The sequence below is a fragment of the Providencia sp. PROV109 genome, from assembly GCF_033681625.1.
Lineage (GTDB): Bacteria > Pseudomonadota > Gammaproteobacteria > Enterobacterales > Enterobacteriaceae > Providencia > Providencia hangzhouensis.
In genome coordinates this window covers 3,815,188-3,836,768 of the sequence record NZ_CP096320.1, presented here as the reverse complement: position 1 = coordinate 3,836,768, position 21,581 = coordinate 3,815,188, and the positions used below count along the sequence as shown (strand labels likewise).

The 21,581-nt window shown below is 36.1% G+C and carries 19 protein-coding genes and 1 pseudogene; 7 read left to right on the top strand and 13 right to left on the bottom strand.

Going from position 1 to position 21,581, the window contains the following annotated elements; all coding sequences use genetic code 11:
• Nucleotides 1–19 precede the first annotated feature (19 nt).
• The 13 genes and pseudogenes from nanK to M1F25_RS17715 form a co-directional block, all read right to left on the bottom strand.
• Nucleotides 20–889: an N-acetylmannosamine kinase gene (nanK, locus tag M1F25_RS17775; RefSeq protein WP_181488656.1), complete on the bottom strand. Its 870-nt coding sequence runs from the start codon at nt 887–889 to the stop codon at nt 20–22.
• Nucleotides 886–1,584: an N-acetylmannosamine-6-phosphate 2-epimerase gene (locus tag M1F25_RS17770; RefSeq protein WP_004258889.1), complete on the bottom strand. Its 699-nt coding sequence runs from the start codon at nt 1,582–1,584 to the stop codon at nt 886–888. The genes nanK and M1F25_RS17770 overlap by 4 nt, the downstream gene beginning before the upstream one ends.
• Nucleotides 1,585–1,789: 205 nt before the next feature.
• The gene (locus M1F25_RS17765) at nt 1,790–2,479 is read right to left on the bottom strand and encodes an oligogalacturonate-specific porin KdgM family protein (protein ID WP_036958047.1); all 690 of its coding nucleotides are present in this window, start codon (nt 2,477–2,479) and stop codon (nt 1,790–1,792) included.
• A gap of 82 nt (nt 2,480–2,561) precedes the next feature.
• Nucleotides 2,562–3,722 (bottom strand): N-acetylneuraminate epimerase, encoded by a 1,161-nt coding sequence (locus M1F25_RS17760; protein WP_004258885.1) that lies wholly within the window; start codon nt 3,720–3,722, stop codon nt 2,562–2,564.
• 1,161 nt (nt 3,723–4,883) lie between these two features.
• On the bottom strand, nt 4,884–5,105 hold the full coding sequence (locus M1F25_RS17755) for a DUF987 family protein (protein WP_004917300.1): 222 nt from the start codon (nt 5,103–5,105) through the stop codon (nt 4,884–4,886).
• An 8-nt stretch (nt 5,106–5,113) separates the two neighbouring features.
• Nucleotides 5,114–5,596 (bottom strand): JAB domain-containing protein, encoded by a 483-nt coding sequence (locus M1F25_RS17750; protein ID WP_014656726.1) that lies wholly within the window; start codon nt 5,594–5,596, stop codon nt 5,114–5,116.
• A 17-nt stretch (nt 5,597–5,613) separates the two neighbouring features.
• Nucleotides 5,614–6,434, bottom strand: a pseudogene (locus M1F25_RS17745) (DUF932 domain-containing protein).
• Between the two features lie 59 nt (nt 6,435–6,493).
• Nucleotides 6,494–6,910 carry an antirestriction protein gene (locus M1F25_RS17740; RefSeq protein WP_181488654.1) on the bottom strand — a complete coding sequence of 139 codons (417 nt, stop codon included), beginning with the start codon at nt 6,908–6,910 and terminating at the stop codon, nt 6,494–6,496.
• An 89-nt stretch (nt 6,911–6,999) separates the two neighbouring features.
• Nucleotides 7,000–7,218 carry a hypothetical protein gene (locus M1F25_RS17735; RefSeq protein ID WP_109912629.1) on the bottom strand — a complete coding sequence of 73 codons (219 nt, stop codon included), beginning with the start codon at nt 7,216–7,218 and terminating at the stop codon, nt 7,000–7,002.
• Nucleotides 7,219–7,275: 57 nt separating this feature from the next.
• A complete protein-coding gene (locus M1F25_RS17730) occupies nt 7,276–8,325 on the bottom strand; it encodes a hypothetical protein (protein ID WP_181488652.1) in 1,050 nt (349 codons plus the stop codon).
• 9 nt (nt 8,326–8,334) lie between these two features.
• Nucleotides 8,335–9,012 carry a helix-turn-helix transcriptional regulator gene (locus M1F25_RS17725; RefSeq protein ID WP_181488650.1) on the bottom strand — a complete coding sequence of 226 codons (678 nt, stop codon included), beginning with the start codon at nt 9,010–9,012 and terminating at the stop codon, nt 8,335–8,337.
• A gap of 56 nt (nt 9,013–9,068) precedes the next feature.
• The gene (locus tag M1F25_RS17720; RefSeq protein WP_181488648.1) at nt 9,069–9,797 is read right to left on the bottom strand and encodes a DUF3944 domain-containing protein; all 729 of its coding nucleotides are present in this window, start codon (nt 9,795–9,797) and stop codon (nt 9,069–9,071) included.
• Nucleotides 9,798–10,025: 228 nt separating this feature from the next.
• The gene (locus M1F25_RS17715; RefSeq protein ID WP_318840330.1) at nt 10,026–11,231 is read right to left on the bottom strand and encodes a hypothetical protein; all 1,206 of its coding nucleotides are present in this window, start codon (nt 11,229–11,231) and stop codon (nt 10,026–10,028) included.
• A gap of 1,562 nt (nt 11,232–12,793) precedes the next feature.
• Between M1F25_RS17715 and M1F25_RS17710 the strand changes: the two genes are divergently transcribed.
• From M1F25_RS17710 to M1F25_RS17685, 7 genes are all read left to right on the top strand, one after another.
• On the top strand, nt 12,794–13,834 hold the full coding sequence (locus M1F25_RS17710; RefSeq protein WP_181488644.1) for an inovirus-type Gp2 protein: 1,041 nt from the start codon (nt 12,794–12,796) through the stop codon (nt 13,832–13,834).
• 113 nt (nt 13,835–13,947) lie between these two features.
• Nucleotides 13,948–14,184, top strand: a complete 237-nt coding sequence (locus M1F25_RS17705; RefSeq protein ID WP_181488642.1) for a helix-turn-helix transcriptional regulator — start codon at nt 13,948–13,950, stop codon at nt 14,182–14,184.
• A gap of 251 nt (nt 14,185–14,435) precedes the next feature.
• Nucleotides 14,436–14,861, top strand: a complete 426-nt coding sequence (locus tag M1F25_RS22495; protein ID WP_152914965.1) for a putative zinc ribbon protein — start codon at nt 14,436–14,438, stop codon at nt 14,859–14,861.
• Between the two features lie 1,720 nt (nt 14,862–16,581).
• Entirely contained in the window at nt 16,582–17,844 is a 1,263-nt protein-coding gene (locus tag M1F25_RS17695) for an oligosaccharide flippase family protein (protein ID WP_250690676.1), read from the top strand.
• A gap of 338 nt (nt 17,845–18,182) precedes the next feature.
• Nucleotides 18,183–18,776, top strand: coding sequence for a nitroreductase family protein (locus M1F25_RS17690; RefSeq protein WP_318840339.1), 594 nt, complete (start codon nt 18,183–18,185; stop codon nt 18,774–18,776).
• Nucleotides 18,777–19,460: 684 nt separating this feature from the next.
• Entirely contained in the window at nt 19,461–19,694 is a 234-nt protein-coding gene (locus M1F25_RS22490; protein WP_413242953.1) for a polysaccharide pyruvyl transferase family protein, read from the top strand.
• A gap of 426 nt (nt 19,695–20,120) precedes the next feature.
• A complete protein-coding gene (locus M1F25_RS17685; protein WP_318840329.1) occupies nt 20,121–20,327 on the top strand; it encodes a glycosyltransferase family A protein in 207 nt (68 codons plus the stop codon).
• Nucleotides 20,328–21,581 lie beyond the last annotated feature (1,254 nt).

The window sequence follows — 21,581 nt, the reverse complement described above, 5'->3', positions numbered from 1 at the left end:
TAAGAAGTACGACAGTTTTTTAGTGTTTCCTAGCCCAAAGAACGGCTCCCCAAAGTCCAGCATTATGATGATAGTGAGCAGCTAAAATAGGGACTTGTAACGCCTCGGGCTGTTGTCTGATAGCTGCTTGAACAAGCTCGATATATCCATTTGCTAATCCAACACTTCCACCAATAACAACACAGTCGGCATCTATTATTGCTTTAATATCAGCAACTAAATTAGCTATAGTACTTGCTGAGTTTTCAATTATTGTTTTCGCTTGAAGGCTTCCCTGGTAATAGGCAGTAAAAATAGCTTTAGCATCTTTACCTGCAAGTTCATTTACAGCTTGTGAAGCAATGGCACGGCCGGAAGCGATAGCTTCGACACATCCATAACGACCACAGCCGCAAAGAGGGCCATGAGGATCAGCTATAGTGTGGCCTAGATGGCCTGCAATACCTCGTTTTCCTAGCTGTAATTGTCCTTGTTGAATTAGGCCGCCCCCAACCCCTGTCGATACTGTAATAAATGCCATATCAGAGATATTTTCATGGCGGTAATCATATTCAGCCCATGCAGCAGCTTGAGCATCATTGAGTAACCAGCAAGGCAAACCGGTTATTGTAGAAAGTGTTTTTTTTAACGGGAAATTTTTTAATCCTCCCAAATTATTAGGATTTAATGCAGTTAATACGCCATCACAGATAATCCCTGTAGAGGCTACGGCGACACCATCTGCATACGCTTTTAGTGGTGTAGTTATCGCCACCAAAGCTTCATAGAGTTGAGTTGGTGATGCACTTGCAGGGGTTGTAATTTGAGTATGGTGCGTAAGTTGATTGTCTCGACTGATTAATGCAGCCGAAATCTTTGTTCCTCCAATATCAATTGCTAATATATTCATTTAACTAATTCCTGCTGTAACTTGAGGGCATGGGTAAACCAATCACAGACATGTTCAAGTCGGGTTAATGCGGAACCAACTGTGACAGCCCAAGCTCCAGCTTGTATAGCTCTTGCTGCAATCATAGGTGTGTTATAGCGGCCTTCGGCTATTACACGGCATCCATTTTCAGCGAGTGCTGCCACTAATTGTAAATCAGGTAATTTTGGTATTTCACCACCGGTATAGCCAGACATAGTTGAACCAATAAATTCTGTTCCTAATTCCTGGCAATACATTCCCTCATTAAATGTGGAACAATCTGCCATTGCCAACCTATTGAAGTGGTGTATGCAAGCTAATAACTCATTGACTGGAACTGGGCGTACACGATCCGTACCATCAAAAGCGATAATATCGGCACCTTCTGTTGCTAGTGCTTCTACATCACTTAACCAAGGTGTGATCCTGACAGGACTATCCAGTAAATCGCGTTTGACAATACCAATAATTGGCACATCAATAAGAGGGCGAGTTGCTTTTAAATTATCTATTCCCTCAATTCGTACTGCTACTGCACCTGCATTAACTGCAGCTTGAGCCATTGCAGCAACAATTTCTGGCTTATCCATAGGGCTATTATCGACAGGCTGGCAAGAAACGATCAGCCCTCCTTTTTGTTGAATATCCGTAGTCATCTTTTCAATCAATGCCATTTTGAACTCACCATTTTATTTTGAAGTATAACTCCAATTAATGTTATTTTATGAAGCTAAATTCCTCAATTACGAAAGTCGTAATTTGTGAAGAAGATCAAATAATAAAATATTTTTCTTAATTTATTGATAAATATGAAAAAATAATATAGTGAGTAATGGAGTAATTACTCACTATAATTTTTGGCATCTTTTTACATAAGATTTAAAAGTGGAATTGTAATCCTAAACGATACCTAGTTTGACGGGCGTCACTGGTCGGGCTTACCGCAACATTTCCAACTTCAATATAAGGAGTGAATGTGTCACTCAATTGGTAAGAGAAAGAGACATTATGTTCATAATTACGTTTCTTATTATCATATTTTATGCCATCGCTATACATTTGTGTGTAGTCATATTCAATTTTGTATTTATTATATTTATAGCCAATAAACGCATCAAAGCGATTTGTTTTTTCGTCATCAACAGCTTTTTTTGTTTTTCTGGCATAATCAAAACGATAACGGCCTGCAATATATAAACCGTTATCAAAATTATATTGCGCCTTTAAATAAGGTTTATAAATTGATGTGTCTGTAACTGTTTCAAAAATTAATCCCGGTTGTAACGTTATACTTTTATTTATCTTATGGTTGTAACTTAGCCCCATTTCGATAGCATTATTAACAACATCACTAAATACTTTATCTTTTTCGCCGTCAACACCACCTGACTTTATACTGGCATCAATATAAAATCCGATACCATTTGAAAATGAATGAATAAAGGCAATGCGATCTTTATTTATTCTGGATGAATCTGAATATTCATGACGAAAGTCTAGTGTAGTCGCATTTAATTGAAATGACATAAAAAAAGTACAACATGCCAATAAAATTTTATTATTAAACATAGTTTTTACCTGAGTGGATAAGACTCCATAAATTTAATATGGAGTTCTTGGTTGGTTATTATAATTTATAAATTTAACTGGTTTAGTTAATAATTAGCTCTTTATCTTTTAATGTTAAAGTGATTACAGAATTAACTGCCTCACCTTTTGTAGTTTCACCTCCGATTAAATATAGTGAATTACCATGCTCAATAGTGATTCCATAACCAAGAGGGATCGGTAATTCACCAATTACTTTCCATTGATTATCAATCAACCCATAAATTTCTTTATGCCATTTTTTGTCTAAATCCTGATGTGCAAAATAATGTTTCTGTGAATACTTAGCCTGAGACCCAGGGAAGTTAGCACCCCCAGCAACAAGTAAGGTATGAGCACTATAACCTGCAAATGCACCAGCCAAGCCATCTTGCTGCTGCTCAGGTGATGGTGGAGGAAGTTTCTGTACAGTAGTATTCCACTGTAGTTGATTATTTTCTAATATAGCCGTTTGTATTTCACTAGTACGTAACCCAGGTTTTAATTCACCGTTAATCAAGGTTATTGAATTGTTATCATTTACTACTAATGAAGAACCCGCAGTTCCATTAAAAGGAATAGTGCCTAATGAACCCCATTGATTATTATCTGCATTATAAGTTAGTATGACTCGATTAAAAAAATAGCCTTCTATGGGTTTATTAAAGTAATCATTAATAACTTTATTTTTAATAGATGAATTGTTTTTAGCATTATTTAAATTAATGAAATATTTATCAAATATTTGCTTGTTTACTCCTCCAAGAATGATAGCTTTATTGGTGCTGATACTAACTCCTGCATGACCAACCAAGCCATAAGGTGAACTAGTATCTATTTTTTCCCATTTGTCTTCACTTGGTGAATAACGATAAACATCTGTTAATGAGCTTATTGTTTCACTATCAATATTTTCTTTTCCCGCTCCGCCGAATATATAAATATTATTATTTAACTTAATTGCTATAGCTTGGTCTCTTGGCGTACCCGGAAAATCAGCTATTTTTTCCCATTTTTTTTTATTTTCATTAAGATCAAGTTTATACCATGAGTTTCCTGTACTACCTAAACCTATGTAAATAATATTTTGGTTAATTACTCCGGTTCCATTTTTTAATGTCACAGGAAGGGCGGGGAGTTTCTCAGCAAAACTGGTCGATGAGAATATTGGTGAAGACAGTATTATGGTGAAAAAGAGATAAGATATTTTCTTTATTATTTTCATACGCGTTCACTCTTGTAGTGGTTATAAGTGAGATTTCTATTTAGAATTAAACTCCAATATAAAACATCAAATGAAGTATAACTTCAAATTAATGTTTTATAAAATGTGAAGATGGTCAAGTTATCTTTTTAAACTCTATATTTTTTCCTTACCTGAAGGTTAGTCTTAATTTAATTTTGAATTAATACGAGCTATGTAAACATGTGTTACTAATTGATAATATTGATATTTATATTACGTTGGTGATATAAGAACACGCAAGCCATGCTAACGCTTACTGCTATAAAACATCCCGACATAGTTGAATATGCCGCTCCGGGTTTCTTTCCATATTTCGGATAAAACTCATTAAATAGCGCAGCATATTGCTACACATATTATTTTATGTATATCTGCCAGACACATTAAAGCGTAGCATGACTGTATCAGCTCAGATTTAAGCTGACAGGTTTCGTAGATAGAACACAATTCAATCTGATAGCCTAGTGTGAATGAAAAGCTGAAATTGACATATCTGTTAAAGTTAATGATTTGTTTTTATGGAATACTTACACAAGAAAATAAGAGATAGGTTTATGAGGGGGTATAGGTGTCTTTAACAGCAAAGAACATCTGCAAAAATGGCATGAAATCCAGTAAATAAATAACGTGTTGCAACGACCTGAAATCTACCGTAGCTAGAAAAGCAAAAAACCGCCTTTTGGGCGGGTTCTTTAAATAAGTGGTGCCGGACTCGGAATCGATTTTTCATTATAACTGGTTGTATTTAAATCCATTAATTGAATTTGATTTTATTTATACCCTCTTTTGTACCCTCGGTCCGTTTGGTGGGTTTTGTTGAGCACGGTTGGGGCGATAGAGCGCAGCAAATAGATTGGTTTTTTGCACAGATGACAGGTGTAATTATAACGTATTCGAATCCTTTTTAAGTATACATTTAATGGGGATCATGTTCATGTTAATTGTTTCTAGTATGAATCATGGTATTGCCAATTTGACATGTTTAATGATGTCTTATTGTGTCATTTTTGTTTAATTCCTCAATGTCTAATTCAGTTAAGATCCAACGGTTTGATATGTGCCATTGAATACTAATCAAAGTGGAAGTAGGCTTAATTTATCCATCCAATATAGGATAAACTCAAAGTGATCAGTACTTATTCAATTCAATGTCACACACATGACACACGCATAAGGGCCATCTCTGTCTTGGCGACGTTCAACATAAACAGCTAACACGCCACGACAATCTGGCACCTCCTTACCAATATAATGCTCGCTATTACCAACCCATTTATACTTTCCCCTACAATAACGAGCAAGGCGAGAGCCTAAATGTTGCTGATGGATCTTCATTGCTGCAGATTTACGGATGATATTCATGGTTCACCTCATACTAAGCCATGCTCAGCGAAAGAGAAGATTTGCTGACCACCGATGATCAGATGGTCAAGCACTCGTACTTCAATTAGCTGCAATGCTTTTATTAATTGTTGCGTGATAGATTTATCCGCTTGGCTTGGTGTGATATCGCCTGACGGATGATTGTGTGCAAAGATAACGGCAGCAGCATTAAAATGAAGTGCTCGTTTGACGACTTCACGAGGATAAACCTGTGTGCTGCTAATCGAGCCAGCAAACAGGGTTTCACTGCTTATCAACTGATTTTGTTGATTCAAGTAGAGCACAATAAACGCTTCACGCTCTAATGCTGACATTTTTAGCCGTAACCAATCCCTCACATTTTGCGTTGATGTAAAAGCAATACCCGGTTCACGCAGATACTTATCCAGTATGGTCAACGCACGTTTGATAGTACGTTGTTCATTAGGAAGCAGTGTTAAGGTATTCGTATAAGTATTGATACTCTCCATCGTTAATATCTCCATCATTACGAGGCTAGTTGAAGCATATTTTCAGCCATCACCCACAAGGCTCGGTTAAGCTTCACATCACCATCAATCCCATTCACTGAACGCGTGCGAGCGCGTTTACCTTTCGCATTTCTGCCTGATAATCCCCCTTTAATTAAATTTTCTTGCAAACGTTGGTACACCGTCCAAAGATCGTCCTTCTTATCTTCAACACGGCGTGGCTGTAATACTTGCGCTTCGGTCACAGGTTGATGTGCTTCACCATAACGATATGTGAGAGCAGATTGAGCAAAGATGTGTTGGGCTGGTGGCGGTAATAATAGGGACTGCATGGCATCACGTTGCTCATCCATGCGTTCAAATAGCCCTAATACTTCATAAGCCCCTTCAATCACTTTTTCCACCACATCGCCCTTGTGCGGTACACGCACCTCACCAAAGGTTTGTCCGCAAATTAAGCCATTCTGACAAACGAATCGGAACATCCCCGGTAACATCTGATAACTCGATGAGCCATCATGGCTATTGAGTAAGATGATTTCAGGCACTAGGCTGCCCGTAATTTGGTCATGGCGTCTCAGCCGTAACAGATGCTTAGTATGATCGCGACGGCTTTCATCTCGCACACGAGTTTGGCATGCAAAAGAACAGATAAAAACCTTCTTTCTGTAAACTATCGAGTAAGGTATGTAGGAATATAAGTGCACTTTTCGCTACGAGATTCATATTTTTCTTCTGAAAACACACTGGGTACTGTGCGAAACAATTCTTCAATCGTTAATGGGCGGTCGCGACGGATACTATTTGCCGCACCAAAGCGGGATGCTAAGCGAGTCATAATGAATTTCCTTTAAAATAAAGTAGATAGATAAGAAGTCGGCGTAAATAAGGGCGAGGTTAATCGATTAAATGGAAAATAGCGGAACGTTCAGGATGTTGCGCCGCATAATCACGCAATTGATAAAAGCGATCGACGAGGGTGTCACTTTCCGTTTGAAAGGACCATAAACTGTACATCATCAAACACACAGCTATGCCCGCAGCTTCAGGACTGAGTTCCGCTTCGTTACCATTATGCGGATTGAATAGCGTAAGCTCCTCTTGATTCAAATCGGGATAAATAAAAGCGCCGCCATTAGATAAAGTGCAATATTCCCAATACCCGCCGTGGTAGTCCTCACAAAACTGGCCCATGGTAGTAAAAATCACCACTTCAAAGGTTGAAAAGCCTTTAACGGTGCCAAAATGAGTTTGCCAAAAATGCGTGCGCTGGCGGTTGGAAGCGGGTGTTGAGATGATGGGTTCAAGTGTCATAAAAAAGCCCTTTTGTGGATGTTACGAAATAAAAAAGGCAGACCGATTGGTCTGCCGTTATGTTGAATCTACATTGAAATAGTTGAGTTTTAGTGGTCACTAAATAGCCCGTTGAGTAGTCGTTCAATGGCTCCCCCCAATAAGGTTGTGCAAGCAAGCGTCGCCCCAAGTCGAGCCGCTTGAATTTCCGTGTCGGAATACTTGCCTTCAAGCGCAAGTTGTTCATTGACCGTCTTCTGGGCGTAGTAGGTGATAGACACCAGTGTCACAACACTCACAGAGGTAGCGATAAGTTTAAAAATGGACATAGATTACCCTTTAGTCAGGCGTTCATTGAATATGAACGCCGAATAGTGTGTGAAAACTCAGTATTGATATCGGGCGATATCCGGTTTTTGAAAGGATTGTGTTTGGTAGTAAAATAACGCTTTTGCTATTCCGTTAATAATTTGAGGGGTTTCAAGTTTACCTTGATACGCCCATGCGACGGCATCTGTTCTTGCTAAACGGCTCAATGTTTTTTCCATCATAGGGGTAAAATCCTCCTGCCCTTGTTTATCCTCTAGGTTATACAGAACATGCGTTAGAACAGGCTTTTCAGGGTTAACGAGGCTCCAAATAAAAACTTGGGTGATTGACCAGTCGTGTGCATTTTGTTGTGCACGTTTTAGGTCTGTGATGTATTGCTCCGTGATTTGAATGGCTTCATTTTGCTGGTGTCTAAATTGTGTTAACGCATTGGCATTGTGTTGCTGAAGCTCAGAGACCTTTTTCCGGAGCATTGCCTCGACATTTTCTGTTTGGTTTAACCACGGTAATAAATACAGGCTAACATCAGGGGCGTGGTCATTCAATGTCTCCGTTAACGTATTCCACGCTTTAAGCTGGCGCTCGGCTTCCTCTGACGGAGTATAACCGGCATTAAATGCAATTGGTGTCGTCATTGCATAGGGCTGGTCAACATTGCCTCTGAGCAATGACCAGTCATGTCGGGACAGTGTTGTGATGAGCTGTAAAACCTGTGTAAGCCTCTGCTCCTCAAGGGTTGAATCTGTTTTCGGTGTTTCCGCATTGGCAAAGCGCGGTATGAATTTAGTCATACCGTCTATTGCCGTTTGATACCAGTTATTTAAATCGTGGTTAATGGCGTTTTGTAATGCCCCTTTAGCTAACTGACACTTATAGACCACCAAGGGCCTTTCTTGTTCATCCGTTAAGGTTTCCCATGTTGGCGAAACACAATCTTTACGATGGTTGAGTACCCCACCGAGTGTGACACTGCGGTCGTAATCATAAATCAACCCTTGAACACGCAAAATGTCTTGGGAAACAGTCTTAGCAGTCGTTGAGGTTGCATCATCACATCCCAGCAAGAGTGCGCTGCTGATGCAGACGGTATAAAAAATAGTTTTCATCTTAATACCTTATAATTTAACGAGTGATTGAATATATTGGTAATGGGGCAAGGCTTGAATAAACGCCTCTTCACATAACCGTTGGTTGAGGTCTTCACGATAACGAAAGCCCCGCGCCGTCATGACCACGTCTTGCAAGGCCATCACATCAAAGACATGAATGTGCTCCGCGATATCAGCGGCGAGATACCAATGACCTTGGTAATAAATCAACTTATACGGGGCAACGTTCGTGATGTTTTTTCCTTGGTGGGTAAATTGCAGTAAACGCCGTTTTACAATGGCTTGTGTTAGAATATAAAAGCCCCCGAACAGCGAGGGACGCTGCTTAGGTGGCGTGTGGTAGACAATAAACGGTGAATCAATTGTTGGGTCGAGCAGAACCGTCAGCAGCTTCCTGTCTAAAGCCGGAAACAGTGAGGTAATATGCGTAATAGCCGCAAAGCGCAATATGTCCTTATCGGTACGAAAGGGACGCTGTGATGCTGCCAATCGATAGCCACCTTGGTGATATTCCAAGTCCAGATATTGAAGGCGCTCATTAAAGTCACGCCGTAGGGTACGAGTCGAGACATTGAGCTCTTCTGACAGCTCGGATAAATAAACGGTTTCCCCGCGAAATAATTGACTAATAATAAACGCCAACCGAGACGCAAGCCGGTCATGGCGAGACACAGAAGTCGACATGATGTTGTCCTTATTAAAATAGCTCCGGCAAGCGGATAGAATGGGATTGATAAACCTTATTGCGATAAGGCTTTTTGTCGTAAGTACGCCACAATGATGCAGGCGGGGACGGTGACCCGATAAGCGGGTCCCGCTAAGTCAGCGACAAGCCATGCAGAGCTCACAGCAAGACCAATCGGACCCGCAATCAAGGAAAGTGCTCGGTGTGCGGCAAAGAGTGTGCCAATGGTGGCAATCCCGCCGAGTGCATTAATCACGCCAATGGCTGAGAGTGTGGCCACTTCCAGCGCGGCAATGCCAGAGGTACGGATAGCCGCTTGAACCGCAATCAAAATCAGTTGAGGTGTGGGGTTGGTGAGGTTAAGTTGCATATCACGAGAGAAGGCTTGTAGCTCTTCTGTGGTCAGCTCATTTAAGCTTTTTTCTAATACTTTCAATAACAAATTTAATTCCAAGGTTTCGGTATTACCCTCCTTTGGATAATTGACATCAAGGTGGTCACAGACATCCTGTAAGATTTCACGGTACAACACGCCCTTATTGCCTCGAACGAGACTCATCAAACTGTTAGCTCCAAAGGCTTGCAACTCTGCCGCAATCGACATCCAATATTGCTGGTGCTCCGGATGGTAGAGTTGATATTCAGGCGAGCTGGTTAAGGTTTCAGTCCAACGCTTTTGTCCGTCTTTGCTGTCGTGAGTCAGTACAGACACAAGCAAGCCCAGTTCTTCATTGCTGCATTCACGTAAAAACGCTAAATCGGTATCTAATCGGTAAGTTGCCATCGGTGTTATTCCTCAGTTTGAAAAAGAGAACACTACGATAACAACCTCACCGGACAGGTTATGTCCGGCTATTTGACTTTTTTTCGGGGGAAAATGGAGGGGAAATGACAGGATATGTCCTTGAAAAACATTAAGTGATTGATATTTAAATTATTTCAATATCACAATAATACTGTATATCTGATTATTTTTTGATTGTGAACGATACAAAAGAAAGAGTACGTAACTTTATTTTTTCTTATGGCGTTTTGCTTTCATTGAATTTATACAGGCAACCCCGATACTGCGAGCTTTAGGCTGCTGATATGTTTGTTTCGCTAATCTAAACAAATACCCTTTAAATTGGATGGCGTTCATTTCATTTGTAAAATGATGGAATATCGTGTCGTCATTCCAGTCAGGATATAATATATGCAACATTGAAGTTTTATCTCGCTGCACACTTCTGACATATTTTTCCGTTTTTTGTTCATCAGAAGGCTCATTATTAATAGGTGTTAGATTATTTCTACTTCTCCGTTTATTGGCATCTTTAGTCCAAAAGAGCAAGCTTTCATACCCACCTTTATACGAATCTTTTGTTTGTGTTAAAAAAAGGATTTTCCCTTCTAATTGGTTTTTAAATAGAATAGAATTCCAAACCGATTTTATCTCATCAGTCATTCTATTATTGAACTTTCCATTTGAAATATATAAGTGAATACGAATGTATTTTTCATCAGAGGCGCTCACTTTTAGTGAAGTCCAAAAGTAACCTAATATATGTTCATTTAGCATAACTCGCGAACGAATATGGTTAAAAAAATCCGTCACACATTGCATTAAAGCGTTATCTTGCTTATCCTTATTATCCTTATTATCCTTATTATCCTTATTATCCTTATTATCCTTATTATCCTTATTATCCTTATTATCCTTATTATCCTTATTATCCTTATTATCCTTATTATCCTTATTATCCTTATTATCCTTATTATCCTTATTATCCTTATTATCCTTATTATCCTTATTATCCTTATTATCCTTATTATCCTTATTATCCTTATTATCCTTATTATCCTTATTATCCACTTTAATTGAAAAAATAAGATGCCCCGCATTTTTATTCCTTTTTATCATCGTTTGATGGTATTCATAAAGCCTATTAAAGATATTGTTTTTTTGATTCAAAGACCTTTTCAGTAAGGTTATAAATTTAGCGCCACCTAGGATTTTAATCTCACCATCGATGACACCTTCGTAGTTTGCATCAATAAAATCAATTAGATTTATTGATGTATTTGAGCCGGTGGGAAATCCACCATAGAGGACATATTCATCCGCCAACGCAACGATTTGTTCGTTGATTTTCTTAGTCCTTTCAATATTAATTCCATCATCTTTTTTGTCTAACAGTAAAAAATCAAAGTCGTTATACATCGATTTGAGTGACATTCTTATCTCCCTAGTCTGCTCAATTACATACTGCCTCATCATACAAGTTAGTCTGCTATTATAATACAAGTTAGTATTACATATAGATACAAGTTAATTTACCTCTACTGCCGCATGGTTTTCAGCGGATAAGTTTGTATCATTAAAGCCAGGATGGTTTGAATCAATAAACTAGGCGTTTCGCATGCAAGTAGTGTCGTTTTTATATTATTAGATGTGAGATATGTTAGTAAAGCAGTAGCGATTATAGCTCTAGACTAAATCTAATACTTATCGCCCCCTCAGCAATCATCATACACTTTGACTAAAAAGTCATCAATAGGAGGCAATAGAAGCTCGTTTAATGATAAAAAAGATCGTTCATTAGCATTATTAATAATTACATGTGGTACATAAAAACTGCTTCACTGTGAATGTTTCGCCAAGTTTAAACACCATTTGCATTATTTATTCGAATAGGCTCCTAAGTTTCATGTTTATATCTAAATAATATGGCCTAAGTTAAATTATCCCATCTACCTCATTTTTATTTCGTGGAGACGAGTAGTACCATTCTTTTTTATTTTACATCGAAATATGAACAAACATTCGGATTGCATAGCTTTTTAATTTAGTTCATTATAGCCATGAATTCCCACTATAGGTGATAGTAGATAAAAAAACAGACTGAGCACCGAGTTTAATATCAAAGCAGCATACCCAAAACAACCAAAACTGGCATATAAAAATTAGTGCGTGTCTTACGTCTATATTGGTGAATAGAAATGATTGTCTAGATGTTAAAGTTAACAATACCTAACTTAATTTATTCATTGAGTTAAAGATTGTATTGTTATCACAAAAATAACGTGAATTTCTTATTAAAAAAAGACTAACTTTCACCTCTGATAACTAAGTGATTAAGCCATTATTTTGTGTGTAGGGTGCACTTTCGTGTTTAACTGGTCTTAAAATAATGGGGATTAATCTAGGATTATTATATTATTATATTATAACAACATTACAATTACAGAGTCATTACAATAATAATTAACTATTGCGATTAAATATAACTAATCATTCCATTTATAAATAAGCCACATGACAACGAGAGTGATTAAATACACAACAACTCCGGTATTGAGACGCTGTATTATAATGCTTAATTGCAATATGAAACGAAAGGGTAATAATCTCCTATCCAGTTAATCTCTGACTCTCTTGTTCGATTACAAGGTAATTAGGTTCGTCACCTAATGACGCAATATCATCGCGTGGCTGACATAACCCGAGTCGAAGATATAATGTCACCTTGCTACTATTGCTCCTTAAGACCAAAATTACCTACAGGCTCTAACCTTACTCAGCTTACAGAACGCCATGCTATCTTAGTACGCTGTGTTTTATTGTTTATAAACATATTGGGTTATGCTATCAGTCCCCATTGACTACCAAAGTCAATGTAATTCCCCCAAAGCAAAGCCCCTTTGCTGATGATCGCTTCCCAACCATTTGTAATCAAAAATTAAAAATAACTCCCCTGCCTGATGATACGAACCTTTATTTGATCGCAGGTAACTAAAATGACAAATCGTGCACTTCACTTAAATCAAGTTGTTCTCTCAACTACGTTTGAACATGACCGTTTAACGCTCACTCGAGACCACTCACTGCGTGAGCTGGTGTCTCTACTCATGGGTAATATTAAACACCTTTCAAAACATCTAACTCATAAATTAGATTTATATAAAGGCATTCCTTTGTCGCCTGAAAACCCACGCTTAAAACTCACCTCGGCATCCCCCAAAGGTGAGCTCTTTTTAGAAACGCTCAAGTTCACCCGTTACATTCAATCAATGAAAATATCGCAAATACAGCGCTTGCATCCCACTCTTGTGCTCTTGATCTCTCTTGCTAACAAATACCGCCTGAGTGAGATACTGATAGACAAAGATAAATACTGGCTGGCTGATACCCCTGAACACGTTCAGTGGCTTAACGAGGCCTTCCATGAGTTCCAAAGCACGTTAAAGAGCCCTGACTACAAAAAGCAAGTCCGAATCTTCGAGCAAGGCGCTCAGAAGAATTACAGACGAGCTCAGCAATACATTGACTCGTTGTATCAACGTTACTCCAAACTGTTAGTTGTACGAGTAGATCTGTCTTACAAAAGTGGTATTTGCCACAGAGTCAGAGCTCACCACCTGCGCCAGCATCGCCAAGCCCTGTACAAAGCCATTAATAGCAACCCACTCTTTTCACACTGTGTCGGGTATATCTTGAAATTGGAATTCGGCATGGAAAAAGGCTTCCATTACCACGCTTTGTTTTTCTTTAACGGTCAGAAAGTGAGGCAGGACATTACGCTGGGTAAACTCATTGGTGAACTCTGGCAAGAACATATTACAGAGTGGGCAGGCCTGTACTTTAACTGTAATTACCAAAAAGAAAGATATCGTGAACTGGGTATTGGACTATTACCCCGAGGTAATGCTTATCTGAAGAAAGGATTGTTGAATGCGGTAAGGTATTTATGTAAAGCCGATGCATGGGTCCGTCTGGCTGTGCCTGAACTCAAACGCACCTTTTGGCGAGGCGAAATCAAACCGAGAAAACGCCAGTAGTTAGCAACCAAATTATTTTTTACACATCCGGTTAATGATGTGGAGTGATATCCACATCCCATTTTTCGATATCGCTCCTGCTTTTTATCCACATTAAAAACAGGAGTTTTACCATGAGCACGCAAACTGAAAATATTGCATTACTTAATGACCAATTTATTGACATGAAATTTATCACCGCACTAACGGGGTTAACGGATAAGTGGTTCTACAAATTAATCCAAGAGGGTGAGTTCCCCAAACCTATCAAGTTTGGTCGTATGTCGCGCTGGTTAAAAAGTGAAGTCGTACAGTGGTTACAAGCACGCATTGATGAATCGAGAGGGGGCAACTCCGCCCTTGGATCCTAAGGCACTAGCGCGAGTCGCCGTGCATTTTCCATAGCATACCCACCCATTACCCACCAACTCAATTTTAACCACACCTGGTGCGATTGAATGCGCTCTAGGCAAAGCTACGCCCTAAACATACGAACCTGGCTCGATACGCATGCAGGCACAGCTCAGTGGTCTTCTAAGTTTCAAGGTGGGTTGCCGAGTGTGGATCATGAATGTTGGGTACTCAGAACGTTTAGTTTAAATTTTACAGAAGGAGCACAACCATGCTTAAATTACATGAAGTCAAAATGTCGCTAGCCTTAACGCAGAACAATCGTTTCGCGGGAGCCACCCAAGAACCGAGTTATTCACGAGAAAACTATTACTGTGCTCACTGCGGTGAGCCCGTCACACTGCACAAGACGCCAACGGAGTCATGGTTTACCCATTCTGATCCTCAGAGCGCAGAGCACTGTCCGCGGGTCATCAGTAAGATCAAGAGCTTAGAAGACAAGGCACGACTGAGCACACAGGTTCGATCAGTTTCACCAATATTAAAGGTCACGAATTGGTTTTGCGTGCAGTGTCGTGAGTATTTTACAAATAATCAAAAATGTTGCCCGAAGTGCCATGAGGGGATTTGGTGTATTCCTGCCCAGAATGTCACAGAGGAACATCAGCCTAAAACAGAAAAATCGTTTCCATTATGACCTTTTAATGCTCATGGTGTTAGGTTAATCAATCACGCTTTCGCTAAATGTGACCACGGTACTGCCACCAAAATTAAGCCTACCCTGATAAGCTCACCAAAGAAGAGGAGTTAAGGCTGAGTTTTCATATCGAGGAACGGCTGTCACGCTATCCCCCGATCTTGGAAGGTATACTGCTTAGTGAATGTGTACGTCTTAAACAGCACTCCTTTGCTACAAGTTAATCAGTTTATTTCAGCAATTTAATGATCCGGAAATACCACCGAAATTGGTCTAATTTGCTGTTGGAGTCACCGTTAGACGATTGGAACCATACACTTAAGTTGAAATCCAAAGAACAACTCGTGGAATGAGGGATTGATAGGCAAGCCGAAAATTGGGGATTAACAACTATCATGAATGAATATGTATTGTTCAGCCGATAAGCACGGCAAAGTAATATGGAGGATCAAAAGGATTAATATCGTTAACGCGTGCTACTCACTGTGTTGATATTCCTTCTCATGACAAACCTCATATCTGATAACGCTATGCTTTCACTTCGACACTTTTGTAATTGCCTTGCGGATGGCAATCAATCAGGCAAACTGATGCTGCTGCTATATGTACAACCGTCCTCAGTAGCTTAAGTCATGCAGTTGTCGAGGGTAATGAATCCACTGACATGAAAATCCTCCTAAGTTGAATAATACCCACCTTTTATCTGTTGTTAACAGGGTACGTATAACTCTATATATGAGTATTCATATCTATTTATTTTAAATAGATAAAAAGTATTGCTGGGTTACTTAACTCAACCTATAATTCAAACTATTTATTTAAGATAAGATACTTGTATTGTTTGGTGTGAAAGCGAGTTTTTCGTTGTCTTTAATGGTCTCTGAGGACGGATTTGCTTTCGAATAATTTACCGTTTTACCTTATGAGCCTTGGTTTACGGCTAAGGGCGGTAGCATATCAAAATATCAATAATGCTTTACTTTCTAAATTTGAATACAGCACCTTACTTCTGTGTTGTTTAGGAAAAAAGGGTCAGAATGCCAATTGCTTTTGCTTAAATGAAAGGATCATTGAATGAAAATTTACCTCCCATTATGAATGAAGGCGCATTGTTCTCTCCGCAATAATTTCAACAACAAGCTCAGTGGGAGGCATTTACAAATCAAGGTGTTTCCGGTTTATCTTCTCCTTTTACCTGGGGGAGTGGAAAAAGTTGAACTTAATGAATCACTTTTATCGTCAGGTCGCTTGCAAGTTCACTAATTACGGGCGTGGTTGCCAAATTAACTATGCCATTTCAATAATCACTAATTTAAGTGATATCAACTTTTTGGAGATCTAAGAGGCCAACCTATATCAGCTGTTAACTGAAAATAATGAGATATCAAAAGGGGGCGGAACTAAAGTGGGGGGATGGGATCACAGTAAGATTTATCTGTAAGTATATCTTATTTATAGATAGTTTAGTTAACAACTATCTCACTCGAGCTTATTTGTGTATAATAGACAAAATTAGTTGAGTAAATTGAGAATTATCAGTGAACAGGTAGCTGTAAGCCCGGGGCGGTAGCGTGCCAAAAAAACAACAATGAGTCTATTTTTGATGCTCTAACTTTGTAATCAAGATATGCTAGGCCCTACCAAAATAAAAATGTTTGTCTCCAGTAGTCTAGGTTTCATTGGTTTTCCCATAACTTTTTTTAAAACATATTGATATATAATGAATTATAAAATCTTCATCAAATTTTTATCGTATTTATGGCTAGGAGGAATAGCATCTGCATTTTTTGCATTCATTACTCAAGTGGTATTAGCAAGACACATGAGTATTCCTGAGTTTGGCATGTTTAATTCAGGAGTAATTCTTATGGTAATTATTTCCACTATCTATGGATTTGGAACTGATGCTGCACTCTTAAAAGTATTTGGGAAATCATATAAGTATGGGCTTTCATATACAAGACCTTTAATTGTATATCTAATCTTTTCAGCCATAGCACTTACCTGTATTTCTTTTGTCTATATTTATATTTTGTTTCCTAACGATTACTCTCTTAATGCATACAAACTAATACCAACATTCATAGCAATATCTTTACTGAACGTAAAGTTTTCCATATTACAGATAGAAAAAAGGTTTGAATATTTATCTTTTTGTCAAATATTATTAAATGGAAGTAGGTTATTATTTGTAATTATTTATTTTTTATTGGAAAAAGACTTAACTAGCGGAATTTATAATATATTCTTCTATTCTTCTATTCTTCTAATAGTTTTTTGCATCCCTGATTTAATGAGTTTAATCAATAAGAGTAAAAAAATCCCACAAAAAAATCTAATCTCTTTTATTTTAATGATCTTGCCATTTGGTATTATTACTAGCACTTTTGCAATATACTCTCAATCAATAATAATAATCACCAATAGTTTACTAAGTAAAGAAGTTGCAGGTTATTTATCTGTAGCTTTAAACATTATGTTAGCTATATATATATTGCCTGTTGTTGTATATCAAAAAATATTGTTACCCATGTTTCATAGGCAGGCCTTTCATGATGAAAATAAATTATTACATAATTATCAAGAGGGTTGTAAATATATGTTGCTAATTGGAATGATTATATTTACATTCATTTTTTTCTTCTCCGAAAAGCTTATTATTTTAATATTTGGCATTGAGTACAAAGAAGCTGCATATATTGTTAAATATATTTCATTTTGTATCCCTCTAAGATTTCTAAGTTCAAATGCTGGAGCTATTTTATCTACAAAAAATCTAGTATATAAAAAAATGTTCAGTACTGTACTATTAAGCGTTATAGCTGTAATAACATCTTACTACTTATTAAAAACCTTTAATTTAAAAGGAGTAATTTTATCTATTTTATTAAATGAAGTTCTTATGTTTATATTGTATTTTTATATGTTATGGAAATACTCATTTGGTAATAACACCTTTAAAAATTGGCTTTCAATAAAATGATTAATTTAATAAAACGATATGGTAGAGTTCTCATGGGATTAAGAGGTTTCATGTATGATTTCAATCGGTTTTTAAGATTTAATGCATGGAACTTTAAATGCTCAAATGCCAAAATGAGACAATATCACCTAGCGAAACTAACTCATACACTAGAGAAGAGTATGAGCTTTAAGGATAAGAGGGCTGGAGCTGGGTATACAAATGCAAAAAAAATACAGGAGATATTGATAGAAGTCGATAATAACAACTACGAAAAAAATTTTAATGATTTTCTAGCTCTCCAAAACCTTGAAAAAATTTTGTCTAGAATCAAAGGATGCTGATAAAAATTTAATAATATTTACCAAGAATTACCTAACTGGGATGACGCGTTTACTGATTATGGTATTTACTCTTTAAGCAAAGAAGAGATTAGCCGTGGTCAACTAGAGAGTCCTGAAGATTTTTTTAACTCTCGATATACACTACGAGATTTTAGTAGCATTATTATTTCATCTGAAATAATTGATAGAGCTTTAAACTTAGCTCAAAAAACTCCTTCATCTTGCAATATGCAACCATGGCATGTTTATGTTTTGAATAATAGGGAAAATATTGATATCGCTCTGAGCTACCAAACTGGAAATAAAGGATTTACAAATCATATTCATAATTTAATGATTATTACATCAGATCAATTGTCTTTTATATCATCATCTGAAAGATATCAACACTGGATTGATGGTGGATTATATGCAATGTCATTAATTTATGCATTTCACTCACTTGGAATTGCTACTTGTTGTTTAAATTGGAGTGAAAACCCCAAAAAAGATATCGCTATTAGAAAAGTATTAAATATTAACGAACATCATTCTATTATTATGATGATTGCATTTGGATATCCTTGCGAAAATAACTTAGTTTGTGGTATCGCCACGGAAAAATATTAAAAACATAAAAACTGAGATTTAGTATAATATGAGAATTGGAATTGTCACAATACATAAAGCCAATAACTATGGTGCAGTCTTACAAGCAACAGCAACAGGAATTTATTTAAAAAAATATGGTAGTGTATTTTATATAAACAATAATGATAGTAATATTTGCAAGAACAATTAAATTTAATACGGTTTTCTTTTCTATTAAAGGAATATTAAGAACATTAAAAGATATTTTGAGGGTTAAGAATAGATATTATTCGCTTAATAAATTCAAAAAACATTTTGAAAAATATTATAATGAATTGGATGTTAAAAATAATATAAGTGAAATAAAGAAGCTAAATGTTATTGTGTTGGTAGCGATCAAATTTGGAACCCTCATGTACTAATGGAAATGATGATATAATGGATATTATTTTTTAGATTTTGCTGGTGAAGAAACTATTCTGTTTTCTTATGCTAGCAGGCAGGTCATACCAATATGATGATATCCAACTAGCTAAAATAAAAAGCTACTTGAATAATTCTCCAAGATAGGTGTACAGAGATAGATTTATCTAACACACTAAATAAAAAAATAAATGTTAATAGCCAAGTTAGTTTTGGATCCAACATTATTAATCAGTAAAGAAGATTGGATAATTTGCCTAGAGAAAAAATAAAAAATTTACCTCAAAAGTATATTTTTGTATACATAATAATCATAATGTAAATACTGACTCTATAATCAAAGAAATCAGCTCTAAATATAATCTTAAGATAGTATCCTTAACCCAAGAAATTTCTCCTAATCATAATGCTGATATATATATTAAAGATGCTGGCCCTTTAAGCCTTATTGAACTTATTCAAAAATCGAATTATGTTGTAACTGATTCATTTCATGGTTGTTGTATATCCATAACATACGAAAACAATTTTTAGTAATTCATCCAGGTAAGGGGAAAATAAACAGGATATCTAGCTTGTTTGATGCACTTAATATAACTGAAAAATATTTTAAATGAAAAGATGGATATAGAAAATATTAACGATATTGATTATGATATTCTAAATAAAAATCTTATATCATTACGTAGTTCCAGTGTTTCTTTAATCGATGAAGCAATAGATAGTAAGATATAAAAAGGTTATTTTCTTCTGTGATAAAAATAATGATGATATTACTGTAATTATACCATACTATAATTCAACTGATACAATAGAGCGAGCGTTAGATTCGGTTTATTGTCAAACTGTCTCTGCGCTGCTATTATATTGTAGATGATAATAGCAGCTATTCTTCATTAGAGTACTTATATCAATTAATTAAACGCAAATAGACTTAACTATGATACCCATTATGTCATTGTGCAAGAAAAAAATAATGGACCTGCAAAAGCAAGAAATATAGGTTGGAATCTTGCAAAAACTAGTTTTATTGCTTTTTTAGATTCTGATGATTCGTGGCATCATAAGAAATTAGAAATCCAATTAAAATATTTTTTAGATGATCCCTCATTGATAATGTGTGGTCATAAAATGAAGTTATTACTGCGGATAGTTGTCATCATCTAAATATTGAAGATTTAAAATTATAAAACAATTAGGCAAAAATTTGATTTTATCTAAAAATTATTTTCAAACACCTAGTGTAATTATCCGAATAATATCCAAATCGATTTCCTGAATATCAGAGATTTAGCGAAGATTACTACTTATGGATAGATATTATTTTAGATAATCATAAATCAATATATTTATCTGAAACCTTTAGCATTCTGCCATAAACCTTTTTATGGTTCTTCAGGTTTAAGTGCTAATTTATTGAGTATGGAAAAAAGTGAGCTTAAAAATTATTTAATGTTTTACAAAAAAAAATAAATCAATTTATCGCTCTTGTTTTTTTTAGCACATTATCAATATGTAAATTTTTAGTGCGATTAATAAAAACATTAATAAAAACAAGGTTGAAGTAAATGCCTAAGCATTCCTTTCAGCAAAAATTGATATTCCTCTTGGCAATAATTATTGCTACAGTCCCATTTTATTACCTAAAACCATTTCAAGATTCTCTAATTTATTGGGAACAAGCCAAATTAATTTGGAGTGATGGTATTATTACAACCATAGAGGAAATTTATAAACAAACTAACAAAGTAGAACCTTTAATACTGATTGCTTTTTATCTTGAGGGATTATTGGGATTAACTGATTCAGGTCTGTTTATATTTTCAAATATTCTAATTTGTAATATATTAATTATAATAAGCGCAATTAAAATTTTAAAATTAAACAATTTGACTTTTAAGGTGCATTTTGTTTTGTTAATTTTAATTAGTTATTTAATTATATCTAATACCCTATATGTTTGGAGGAGTATATATGCTATTTGCTTTCTGGTTCTATGTATTACAAACGATAAGTTAAAGTATAAAATGTTTTTTTTTGTACTCTCAGTTTTATCCCATCAATCTATTATTTTGTTCTGTTTTATTTATTTTGTTCTATGTAAAATCCCTAACAAAAGCAAAAAAAATATACTAGCTTATTCTGCTGTAATAGGTTTTTCCTTATACTTTATAATAAATAAATTTATGTTTTTATCATATTTCATTTCTGGTGAGGTTTCTTTTTTTTCAGCTCAGGACAAGATACATTAATTCGAATATTTATTAATATATACTGCGTGTTAATATTATTGTTGATTGTTTCAAAAAATAACACTCATTATAATCTCGTAAATTTTAGTATATTTTTGCTTGTTGTTTCACTATTTTTAAATTTTAACTGGCAAATAATGTGGAGAATTTCAGTTCCAGCATTAATACT